Here is an 11467-nt window from a genome sequence, read left to right on the forward strand (position 1 = left end):
GGCGCACGTCTTCGGTGAACGCACTCTGGCCACACTGGAGCGTCTTCTGAGCCTGCTGTCGGCCTTTGAGGTCGTGGTATGGATGACGGATGGCTGGCCGCTGTATGAATCACGCCTGAAGGGAAAGCTGCACGTTATCAGCAAGCGTTACACTCAGCGCATTGAGCGACATAATCTGAATCTGAGACAACATCTGGCAAGGCTGGGACGGAAGTCACTGTCGTTCTCAAAATCGGTGGAGCTGCATGACAAGGTCATCGGGCATTATCTGAACATAAAACACTATCAGTAAGTTGGAGTCATTACCCAGCACGCTCTCCTGGCTGTTTATGTTTATTTGTGCCGGTTTAGGTTCTTCTACGCTTTATTGGGGGGTTGCTGAATGGGCCTATTATTATCAAACACCTGGATTAAATATCGCACCGCGTTCACAACAGGCACTCGAATTTAGCGTTCCCTACTCTTTCTTCCACTGGGGCATCAGCGCCTGGGCAACTTATACGCTGGCCTCATTAATCATGGCTTATCACTTTCATGTGCGGAAAAACAAAGGTCTGAGCCTTTCCGGCATTATTGCTGCTATTACCGGCGTTCGCCCGCAAGGCCCATGGGGAAAACTGGTTGATTTGATGTTCCTGATCGCCACTGTCGGCGCACTGACTATTTCCCTTGTTGTCACCGCAGCAACCTTTACTCGTGGACTTTCCGCACTGACAGGTTTACCCGACAACTTCACCGTGCAGGCATTTGTGATCCTGCTTTCTGGCGGCATTTTTTGCCTAAGCTCGTGGATTGGTATCAACAACGGTTTGCAACGTCTGAGCAAAATGGTTGGCTGGGGCGCGTTCCTGCTGCCATTACTGGTGCTGATTGTCGGCCCAACCGAATTTATTACCAACAGCATCATCAATGCCATCGGCCTGACCACGCAAAACTTCCTGCAAATGAGCTTATTCACCGATCCGCTTGGCGATGGTTCATTTACCCGCAACTGGACCGTTTTCTACTGGCTGTGGTGGATCTCATACACCCCTGGCGTAGCAATGTTTGTCACCCGCGTTTCCCGCGGTCGTAAGATTAAAGAAGTTATCTGGGGACTGATCCTCGGCAGCACCGTCGGTTGCTGGTTCTTCTTCGGCGTAATGGAAAGCTATGCCATTCATCAGTTTATCAATGGCGTAATCAACGTCCCACAGGTGCTGGAAACACTGGGCGGCGAAACAGCTGTACAGCAAGTTCTGATGTCGTTGCCAGCCGGTAAATTGTTCCTCGCCGCATACCTGGGCGTGATGATTATTTTCCTTGCCTCGCATATGGATGCAGTGGCCTACACCATGGCGGCGACCAGTACGCGTAATCTCCAGGAAGGTGACGATCCTGACCGTGGGCTGCGTCTTTTCTGGTGCGTGGTGATCACTCTGATCCCGCTTTCCATCTTGTTTACCGGTGCTTCGCTGGAAACGATGAAAACCACCGTCGTGCTCACAGCCCTTCCCTTCCTCGTCATTTTACTGGTGAAAGTCGGCGGATTTATTCGCTGGCTGAAACAGGATTACGCCGACATTCCGGCTCATCAAGTTGAACATTATCTCCCGCAGACACCGGTTGAAGCCCTGGAAAAAACACCAGTGATCCCTGCGGGAACCGTATTCAAAGGCGACAACTGAGCGCCATCATCCTAACGATAAAGGTATCCCTATGAGCAATCTGAGCCCTGACTTTGTACTACCCGAAAATTTTTGCGCTAACCCGCAAGAGGCGTGGACCATTCCTGCCCGTTTTTATACCGATCAGAACGCGTTTGAACACGAAAAAGAGAACGTCTTCGCCAAAAGCTGGATTTGCGTCGCTCACAGCAGCGAACTGGCGAATGCCAATGATTATGTGACGCGTGAGATCATTGGCGAAAGCATCGTGCTGGTACGCGGTCGTGATAAGGTTTTGCGCGCGTTCTATAACGTGTGTCCGCACCGTGGTCATCAGTTGTTGAGCGGTGAAGGAAAAGCAAAAAATGTGATTACCTGCCCGTATCACGCATGGGCATTCAAACTCGATGGCAATCTGGCCCATGCACGTAACTGCGAAAACGTCGCCAATTTCGATAGCGACAAAGCGCAACTGGTTCCGGTGCGTCTGGAAGAATATGCCGGATTCGTCTTCATCAACATGGACCCCAACGCCACCAGCGTAGAAGATCAGTTACCCGGTCTGGGCGCGAAAGTGCTGGAAGCCTGCCCGGAAGTCCACGATCTGAAACTGGCGGCCCGCTTTACCACCCGCACGTCTGCCAACTGGAAGAACATTGTCGATAACTATCTCGAGTGCTATCACTGTGGTCCGGCGCATCCAGGTTTCTCCGACTCCGTACAGGTTGATCGTTACTGGCACACCATGCACGGTAACTGGACGCTGCAATACGGTTTCGCCAAACCGTCCGAACAGTCGTTTAAATTTGAAGAGGGTACGGATGCGGCATTCCACGGTTTCTGGCTGTGGCCGTGCACGATGCTGAACGTCACCCCGATCAAAGGGATGATGACGGTCATTTATGAATTCCCGGTGGATTCTGAAACTACCCTGCAAAACTACGATATTTACTTCACCAATGAAGAGTTAACCGACGAGCAAAAATCGCTGATTGAGTGGTATCGCGATGTGTTCCGTCCGGAAGATTTACGTCTGGTTGAAAGCGTACAGAAAGGGCTGAAATCGCGTGGCTATCGTGGTCAGGGGCGCATCATGGCCGACAGTAGCGGTAGTGGCATTTCCGAACATGGTATCGCCCATTTCCATAATCTGCTGGCGCAGGTGTTTAAGGACTAATGACATCGGCGGCGGTATTTTCCGCCGCTGGGCTGATTTTTGATGGAGTACAGCAATGTCAGACTATCAAATGTTTGAAGTACAGGTGAGCCAGGTTGAACCCCTTACCGAACAGGTGAAACGCTTCACGCTGGTGGCAACCGATGGCAAACCGCTGCCTGCGTTCACCGGAGGAAGTCACGTCATTGTGCAGATGAGCGATGGTGATAACCAGTACAGCAATGCGTATTCACTACTGAGTTCGCCGCATGACACCTCTTGTTATCAGATTGCCGTTCGGCTGGAGGAAAACTCGCGCGGCGGTTCCCGCTTTTTGCATCAGCAGGTAAAAGTGGGCAATCGGTTAACGATTTCAACGCCTAATAACCTGTTTGCGCTAATTCCCTCAGCCAGAAAGCATCTGTTTATCGCGGGCGGTATTGGTATCACCCCTTTCCTGTCGCACATGGCAGAGCTGCAACACAGCGACGTCGACTGGCAGCTACATTACTGCTCGCGAAATCCAGAAAGTTGCGCATTTCGTGATGAGCTAGTCCAGCATCCGCAGGCTGAGAAAGTTCACTTGCATCACTCATCAACCGGAACACGACTGGAATTAGCGCGATTATTGGCGGATATCGAACCTGGCACACACGTTTATACCTGTGGTCCCGAGGCGCTAAATGAAGCGGTAAGAAGTGAAGCTGCGCGTCTGGACATCGCCGCCGATACGCTGCACTTTGAGCAATTTGCTATCGAAGACAAAACCGGCGATGCCTTTACCCTGGTGCTTGCCTGTTCCGGAAAAGAGTTTGTGGTGCCGGAAGAGATGACTATTTTGCAGGTTATTGAAAATAATAAAGCCGCGAAAGTGGAATGTTTATGTCGTGAAGGGGTATGCGGAACCTGCGAAACAGCAATACTGGAAGGTGAAGCTGACCATCGGGATCAGTATTTTAGCGATGAAGAGCGTGCCAGCCAGCAAAGTATGTTGATCTGTTGTTCGCGTGCGAAGGGTAAACGCCTGGTGTTGGATTTGTAGTTTGCCAAAGCCGGATGTGGCGCTGAGCGCGCCCAGTCCGGCTTCGGAAGATTTTACTGCGGATATTCCTGCAATAAATTGTGTAATGCTTCCGCCATCAGCTCACCACGCCAGCCGGAAATCAGCTCCGGCAAATTGTTCTGCGGTTTCAGTCTCCAGTGCCAGTTCAGCAGTTGGTTGATTTGCCGACGCGATGCCAGTAATTCGGCGCTGATCTTATGCGTTTCGCTCACGTCAGTAATCAGCGACTTAATCGCTTTAAACGCTTTACGATAACCAGGCATGTCCATCAGGTTAAGCATCGGCTGCGGTAAGGCCTCTTCCGGCAATGTCTGCACTTTTTCCACCAGCGTCAGCAGCGTTTTACCGTGAAAGCGGATTTCGCTACCGGATAAACCCAAGCTGTCCAGTTCGCCTAAACTTCCCGGCATATAACGCGCGACCGACCACAAATGCTCTTCACGCACGACAAAGTTCACCGCCAGATCACGCTCTCGCGCCTTGCGCAGTCGCCAGTCGGCTAACAGTTGCAGACAGGCCAGTTGGCGTGTGCGTAACTGCCAGGCATTGGTGATATCACGCCAGGCATCTTCCGGCGCAACGACTTCCTGACGACGCATTTGCATCAGGCGGCATTCATCCAGCGCCGCAGGTAGCCAGCCGGAGGCCTCCGTTTCTACCATAAGCTTGGCGGTGATCGGTAACAGATACCAGACATCCGCCGCTGCGTATTCACACTGACGTTCGGTCAGCGGTCTGGCCAGCCAGTCGGTGCGCGATTCACTCTTGTCCAGCGTAACGCCGGAATACTCTTCCACCATGGAAGCGAAACCCCATGACATCGGGCGTCCGCAGAAGGCAGAAAGGATTTGCGTGTCAATCAAGGGTTGTGGTAATTCGCCAAAGACATTGAGGAACACTTCCAGATCTTCACTGCCTGCATGGAGAAATTTTGTGATGGACGGATCGCGCAGGATCGCTTTCAGCGGTGACCAGTCGGTGATCCCGAGAGGATCAATTAGCGCCAGATGCTCGCCATCGAAAAGTTGAATCAACCCCAGCTGCGGGTAATGAGTGCGCGTACGAACAAATTCAGTATCCAGGGCTATCGCCGGAAAGGCACGGACGGCTTCACACAAAGAAGCCAGCGCATCGTCCGTGGTAATCATTTGGTAATTCAAATTGTTTTCTCTTTAGTGGGCGTCAAAAAAAACGCCGGATTAACCGGCGTCTGACGACTGACTTAACGCTCAGGCTTTATTGTCCACTTTGCCGCGCGCTTCGTCACGTAATTCTCGTCGCAAAATTTTTCCGACGTTAGATTTCGGTAACTCATCACGAAACTCCACCAGCTTCGGTACTTTGTATCCCGTGAGCTGACGGCGGCAAAAAGTCACCAGTGACTCTTCGGTAAGCGATGGATCTTTTTTCACTACGAAGATTTTCACCGCTTCACCACTGGAGCCGGAAGGTACGCCAACAGCCGCGACTTCCTGTACGCCAGGATGCTGCATGACGACATCTTCAATCTCGTTGGGATAGACGTTAAAACCGGAAACCAGAATCATGTCTTTTTTACGATCGACAATGCGCAGGAATCCTTCTTCATCCATTACCGCGATGTCGCCGGTGTGTAACCAGCCATTTTTGATGATTTCATCGGTAGCATCGGGACGCTGCCAGTAACCCAGCATCACCTGCGGTCCTTTGACACAAAGCTCACCCGGTTGACCTGGTGGTACTTCATTATCATCATCATCCACCAGTTTGGCTTCCGTCGACGCACCGGCAAACCGATGCTACCACTATGATAATCAATATCATATGGGTTAACGCTGACCAGCGGCGCACACTCGGTAAGGCCATAGCCTTCCAGCAGATACTGTCCGGTCAGTTTCACCCAACGCTCTGCCACCACTTGCTGCACTGGCATCCCACCGCCTGCGGAAAGATGCAGACTGGAGAAATCCAGCTGCTGGAACTCTTTATTGTTCAGCAACGCATTGAACAAGGTGTTAACGCCAGTGATAGCGGTAAACGGATATTTCGCTAACTCTTTTACCAACCCTGGAATATCACGCGGGTTAGTGATAAGCAGGTTCTGCCCACCCAGTTCGATAAACAGCAGGCAGTTAATGGTCAGGGCAAAAATGTGATACAGCGGCAGTGCCGTTACTACCAGTTCTTTACCTGGATGCAGCAACGGCCCATAGGTGGCGTTGACCTGTTCCAGGTTCGCCAGCATATTGCGGTGAGTCAGCATCGCGCCTTTCGCCACACCTGTGGTGCCGCCGGTGTATTGCAGGAAGGCTAAATCTTCCGGCACCAGTTCGGGTTTGACGTACTGCATCCGGTAGCCGTTATGCAGTGCGCTACGAAATGAAATGGCATCTGGCAGATGGTATTTCGGCACCAAACGCTTGATGTATTTAACAACGAAATTGACTACCGTGCCTTTTGCCGTAGATAGCTGATCGCCCATACGGGTCAGAATTACGTGCTGAACGGCGGTTTTATCAACCACTTTTTCCAGTGTGTGAGCAAAGTTAGACACGATAACAATCGCCGATGCGCCGCTATCGTTAAGCTGATGCTCAAGCTCACGCGGGGTATACAACGGGTTAACGTTTACGACGATCATCCCGGCACGCAAAATGCCAAACAGCGCCACCGGATATTGCAATAAATTAGGCATCATCAACGCAACGCGATCGCCTTTCTTCAGCCCCAACCCTTGTTGCAAATAAGCGGCAAACGCGCGACTGCGTTCTTCCAGCTTGCGGAAGGTCATCACCTCCCCCATATTCACAAACGCAGGCTGATCGGCGTAGCGCGCGACCGACTGCTCAAACATATCTACCAGAGATTGATAACGGTCAGGGTTGATCTCCGTCGGAACGTCCGCGGGATAACGGTTAAGCCAAACCTTCTTCAATTCTTCACCTCTAAAATGCGTGTTCGTCGTCATCGCAACCCCAAATGATATACATGCCGTTAACATAATATTAACTCATCATACCAGCTTGATAATTACCCAACGAAAAGGTTGCGAAGCTCGTCACTATTTATTTTTATCTTTACCGTAAGAATGCAGAAACAGCGGACCAGCCGCTGTTTCTTTTTCTTTAAAAACAAGCAATTATTCAGTTACAACTGTTTGTACTCTCGCGGGACCGGGATTATACCAGCCCCATCCGCCGTAGTCATAGGGCCAGCCACGACCGCCATAAAACCATGGATCAATCGGCTGAGGCGGCATAATCACCTGCTGGGTTAAATGCCAACGTTTGTAACCCGTTACTTGCATCACCATAAATTTATAGGGCGTATTGCCGATTTTGCCGTCAACCGCACCAGTGATTGGCCCGACTACCGTAACCAGTTGTCCACGGAAATCCACCGGGTCCAGAAAACCGTTCACATCGGCATAAATGCGACCGCGAGAAGGTTCTCCCAGCGTCGGTCTGGCTCCGCTGTCCAGCGGTACGGTAGCAATTTCCAGGCGGGTTTTCCCTTGCTGGTTTTGTACCGCAACCACTTTGCCACCAAAGCGTGCCTCCTGACCAACGTACAGCTGCGGCGCACTCATCACCCGAACTAAATCTTGTTGCGGCGTGGGACTGCTGCCTTTAATGGCGTCCGGCACAGTGACACAACCGCTCAGCATTAGCGCAAACGTACCTGCCAGTATGCCTTTGATAACATTCTTTTGAACCGCCATGATGCGACTCCTTTTTTTCTCAGGGCATACTCTTAAGATTCATTCTTTGCCCGGAAGTTTCTTCCATGCGACGTTGTTACGTAAATAAACCGGTTCGGCATGTTCCACCGCCACCGTTTTACCCTCGGCAAATATCTGACACGCAATCGGCAGCATATCTTCCGTCGCTGGCAGTAAAACTTCTCCGTCGCGCAAAACCAGCCCGCTCTCTTTACCGAGATCCGGCCAGGCTTGCCAGCCCGTCCCTACCGTTACCCATTCGCCGGAAAGCTGTTGCATTCGTTCATGAACGAGTTCGGGTTTGAGTACGGCTTCGGTTTCTTCACCGCGCCAGATACCGTTTTCATCACGCTGATATTCGGCCCAGTAAACTTCGCCCATCCGCGCATCAATGGCAGCCAGCACGCGGGTTGCGCCGTTTTTGCGCCACGCCCCTTGCGCCATTGTCATTAGCGTGGAGACGCCAATCATCGGCAGCTCTGCGCCAAGTGCCAGCCCTTGCGCAATGCCAATACCAATGCGCACGCCGGTAAAGCTACCGGGGCCGCGCCCGTAAGCCAGAGCGTTAATATCAGTCAGGGAAGTTCCGCTGGTGGTCAGGATATCCTGCACCATCGGTAAGATTCGTTGAGTATGTTCACGAGGGCAAAGCTCAAAATGAGCGTTGACAGTACCGTCGTTCCACAGGGCGACAGAGCAGGCCTCTGTCGCGGTATCGATAGCCAGAATTCGCATGGGTCTTCGTGCTTAGATCAATAAAAAGGCGCGCATCATACCATACTCCGTAACAAATTACCTGGAGGATGGTATCGCAAGGAAACGAACCGCACGGGCAATGTCACGGGTGCGCGGCGCGGGCGGCAGACTGGCGAGAAACGTCGCGCCGTAAGGGCGCATCACCAGCCGATTGTCACAAATCACCAAAACCCCGCGATCGTCGGCGTCGCGAATCAGTCGCCCTACCCCCTGCTTGAGAGTAATCACCGCATCCGGCAGTTGTACTTCATCGAACGGGTCGCCACCGCGCAAACGGCAATCTTCCATGCGCGCTTTTAACAGCGGGTCATCCGGTGAGGTAAACGGCAACTTGTCGATAATCACCAATGACAATGTATCGCCACGCACGTCCACCCCTTCCCAGAAACTACTGGTTGCCACAAGAAGCGCGTTACCGGCGCTGACAAATTGCTGCAACAGTTGCCCTTTGCTGGTTTCCCCCTGCAACAAAACGGGAAGCGTCATGGTAGCGCGGAACTGCTCGGCCAGATCACGCATCATGGCGTGCGAGGTACAAAGCATAAAACAACGACCGTTGTTAGCTTCGATGATCGGTCGCAGCATTGCCGCTAACTGGCGAGCAGAACCTGGCTGGTTGGTTTGCGGCAGATTGCGCGGCACACAGAGTAACGCCTGGCGGCTGTAATCAAACGAGCTTGGCAATAGCAACGACTCCGCCTGTTCTATCCCAAGCCGCGAGGTGAAATGATGCAGATCGTCGTTCACCGACAGCGTTGCTGAGGTGAAGATCCAGCTACCAGGCTTTTGCGCCATTAACTCTTTGAATTTATCCGCCACGCTGAGCGGCGTGAGAGCCAGAGTAAAATGGCGCGAAGTGCATTCGTACCAGTAGCTGTAGCCCGGCTGATTGATCTCTTTTAGCCGCTTCAGCCGTGTGCGATACAACGTAGCGCGCTCAAATGCCGCATCCAGCAAGGCGGAACGCCCCAGTGACAGTTTCGCCACGTCATAACAAAGTTCCAGGGTGTCATCGAGCAGTAAAAATGCCCGCTGAATTTGCGGATTAGCTAACAGCTCACGCAGGTTACCTCGATAACCTGGCTCACCGAGTTGCAGACGAAAATCCTGCGCACTCTGGGCAAGACGATCAGCGCACTTTTGTAACTGCTGGGTGTCTTTTAATTCGGTGCGGTAGGCGATGGTGATGTCTTTTGCCAGGTCGAGCAGTTGTCGACTGGAGAGTGACTGACCAAAATACTGGCTGGCAATGTCCGGTAGCTGGTGGGCTTCGTCGAAGATCATGACGTCCGCTTCCGGGATCAGTTCGCCAAATCCACTCTCTTTAACCACCATATCCGCCAGAAAGAGATGATGGTTTACCACCACCACATCGGCGTCCATCGCTTTTTTACGTGCTTTGACCACAAAGCAATCTTTATACATCGGGCAGTCGCTGCCAAGACAGTTGTCGTTGGTGCTGGTAACCAGCGGCCACGCCTGTGAATCTTCCGCCACGCTGACGCAGGTGCTGATATCACCATCGACTGTTTGATTAGACCAGGAGCGCAGCAGGATCACATCGCTTAAGATTTGTACCGGCAGATCGCCCCCCGCCAGCGCCTGCTGTTCGAGACGTTCGAGGCAGAGGTAGTTTGAGCGCCCTTTCAGCAGCGCCACGTTGCCCGTATATTTCAATGCCTTTGAGACTGTTGGCAAATCGCGGCTGTAGAGCTGATCCTGCAACGCTTTTGAGCCGGTCGAGATAATGACTTTCTTTTTCGCCCGCAGCGCAGGAGCCAGGTAAGCGTAGGTTTTGCCCGTACCGGTTCCTGCTTCCACCACCAGCGGCTGGCCTTTTTCTATCGCCTGGGTGACGGCTACCGCCATCTGTCGCTGTGGTTCTCGCGGCTTAAAGCCTGGTATCGCTTTCGCCAGCTGACCGTCTGGTGCAAAATCGTCCGTCACACTACCCCCTGTTGATTTGAACAGGGATTATGTCAGGATGAGGGCGCTTTCGCCAGTTGAAGTGGTGACGGCAACCTCACATTGTGGCAGTCTTTGCAGCACGAAAATGGAAGTATAATGAGGACAAAATGATGACTATCGTTCGTATCGATGCTGAAGCCCGCTGGTCTGATGTAGTAATCCACAACAACACGCTCTACTACACTGGTGTACCGGAAAACCTCGACGCCGATGCTTTTGAGCAAACCGCCAACACGCTGGCGCAGATTGACGCCGTGCTGGAAAAACAGGGCAGCAATAAATCGAGCATTCTGGATGCCACCATTTTCCTGGCTGATAAAAACGACTTCGCGGCGATGAATAAAGCGTGGGATGCCTGGGTTGTGGCGGGTCATGCGCCGGTGCGCTGCACGGTGCAAGCGGGGCTGATGAACCCGAAGTATAAAGTTGAAATTAAGATTGTGGCTGCGGTGTAAGCTTTATCGAAGCAAAATAAGTCAGACGATAATTTATCGATAATACTGGTCGGTTTTACATAAATCGACCAGAGATTAAGATATTACTGTTGATGCTCCTGCTAATTCATTATTTATTTTTATAATTTCAATTTTAGCTATAAAGCTAACTATATAAATAAACATAACCATGCCGTTGTGTTCGCCCTTCGATTAGCACCTCTGGTTTTCTTTCTTAGCTGAACAATCTGGTTATAGCGTGCGGACTGACCGTTAATTTTCTCCATCTTACTGGATAACACACCATGAGCTGCTACCTTTAAAACACCTGAATGTCAACAGGTTAACTCGTGCCATATCGTTATAATCCCTTTGATATTAGATGCAAATTAAGGTCATATATAGCCTTATCGATAACATGGTTAATTTTAAGGATAAGAATATGCCTGCTGGGTAATGCTGCCAACTTACTGATTTAGTGTATGATGGTGATTTTAAGGTGCTTGCGTGGCTTCCATTTCCATCAGATGCCCTTCCTGCTCCGCTACTGAAGGCGTGGTGCGTAACGGCAAAAGCACTGCCGGACATCAGCGCTATCTCTGCTCTCATTGCCGTAAAACATGGCAACTACAGTTCACTTACACCGCCTCTCAGCCCGGTACGCACCAGAAAATCATTGATATGGCCATGAATGGCGTCGGATGTCGCGCCAGTGCACGCATTATGGGCGTTGGCCTCAACACG

The 11467-nt window shown here is 51.6% G+C and carries 8 protein-coding genes and 3 pseudogenes; 6 read left to right on the forward strand and 5 right to left on the reverse strand.

Annotation, left to right across the window (positions count from 1 at the left end; all coding sequences use genetic code 11):
* From BFF42_RS02925 to yeaX, 4 genes and pseudogenes are all read left to right on the forward strand, one after another.
* Window positions 1-292 (forward strand): annotated as a pseudogene (locus BFF42_RS02925) (IS1-like element IS1X2 family transposase); the annotation flags it as partial.
* Between the two features lie 16 nt (window positions 293-308).
* Window positions 309-1667, forward strand: a pseudogene (yeaV, locus tag BFF42_RS02930) (BCCT family transporter YeaV); the annotation flags it as partial.
* 31 nt (window positions 1668-1698) lie between these two features.
* Entirely contained in the window at window positions 1699-2823 is a 1125-nt protein-coding gene (yeaW, locus tag BFF42_RS02935; RefSeq protein WP_000067827.1) for a carnitine monooxygenase, oxygenase subunit YeaW, read from the forward strand.
* Window positions 2824-2878: 55 nt separating this feature from the next.
* On the forward strand, window positions 2879-3844 hold the full coding sequence (yeaX, locus tag BFF42_RS02940; protein WP_001287030.1) for a carnitine monooxygenase reductase subunit YeaX: 966 nt from the start codon (window positions 2879-2881) through the stop codon (window positions 3842-3844).
* Between the two features lie 53 nt (window positions 3845-3897).
* On the opposite strand, the gene rnd is transcribed toward yeaX, so the two are convergent.
* From rnd to BFF42_RS02965, 5 genes and pseudogenes are all read right to left on the reverse strand, one after another.
* Entirely contained in the window at window positions 3898-5013 is a 1116-nt protein-coding gene (rnd, locus tag BFF42_RS02945) for a ribonuclease D (protein ID WP_039060269.1), read from the reverse strand.
* Window positions 5014-5094: 81 nt separating this feature from the next.
* Window positions 5095-6779, reverse strand: a pseudogene (gene fadD / locus BFF42_RS02950) (long-chain-fatty-acid--CoA ligase FadD).
* Between the two features lie 204 nt (window positions 6780-6983).
* Window positions 6984-7565 (reverse strand): Slp family lipoprotein YeaY, encoded by a 582-nt coding sequence (yeaY, locus tag BFF42_RS02955; RefSeq protein ID WP_000290574.1) that lies wholly within the window; start codon window positions 7563-7565, stop codon window positions 6984-6986.
* Between the two features lie 39 nt (window positions 7566-7604).
* On the reverse strand, window positions 7605-8300 hold the full coding sequence (tsaB, locus tag BFF42_RS02960; protein WP_001220988.1) for a tRNA (adenosine(37)-N6)-threonylcarbamoyltransferase complex dimerization subunit type 1 TsaB: 696 nt from the start codon (window positions 8298-8300) through the stop codon (window positions 7605-7607).
* A gap of 57 nt (window positions 8301-8357) precedes the next feature.
* Window positions 8358-10268 carry a DNA repair helicase YoaA gene (locus BFF42_RS02965; protein WP_000128854.1) on the reverse strand — a complete coding sequence of 637 codons (1911 nt, stop codon included), beginning with the start codon at window positions 10266-10268 and terminating at the stop codon, window positions 8358-8360.
* A 131-nt stretch (window positions 10269-10399) separates the two neighbouring features.
* Between BFF42_RS02965 and BFF42_RS02970 the strand changes: the two genes are divergently transcribed.
* On the forward strand, window positions 10400-10744 hold the full coding sequence (locus BFF42_RS02970; protein WP_001295493.1) for a RidA family protein: 345 nt from the start codon (window positions 10400-10402) through the stop codon (window positions 10742-10744).
* 486 nt (window positions 10745-11230) lie between these two features.
* Window positions 11231-11467 (forward strand): IS1-like element transposase (locus BFF42_RS02980; RefSeq protein WP_001650043.1); only part of this gene is annotated, 237 nt, incomplete at its 3' end.

The sequence above is a fragment of the Shigella sp. FC1661 genome (assembly GCF_001712525.1).
Lineage (GTDB): Bacteria > Pseudomonadota > Gammaproteobacteria > Enterobacterales > Enterobacteriaceae > Escherichia > Escherichia coli.

Bases quoted from the DNA above. Each gene is read 5' to 3' on its own strand.
- yeaY (WP_000290574.1), bottom strand. From the start codon at position 7,565: ATGGCGGTTCAAAAGAATGTTATCAAAGGCATACTGGCAGGTACGTTT.
- yeaX (WP_001287030.1), top strand. From the start codon at position 2,879: ATGTCAGACTATCAAATGTTTGAAGTACAGGTGAGCCAGGTTGAACCC.
- tsaB (WP_001220988.1), bottom strand. From the start codon at position 8,300: ATGCGAATTCTGGCTATCGATACCGCGACAGAGGCCTGCTCTGTCGCC.
- yeaW (WP_000067827.1), top strand. From the start codon at position 1,699: ATGAGCAATCTGAGCCCTGACTTTGTACTACCCGAAAATTTTTGCGCT.
- BFF42_RS02970 (WP_001295493.1), top strand. From the start codon at position 10,400: ATGACTATCGTTCGTATCGATGCTGAAGCCCGCTGGTCTGATGTAGTA.
- rnd (WP_039060269.1), bottom strand. From the start codon at position 5,013: ATGATTACCACGGACGATGCGCTGGCTTCTTTGTGTGAAGCCGTCCGT.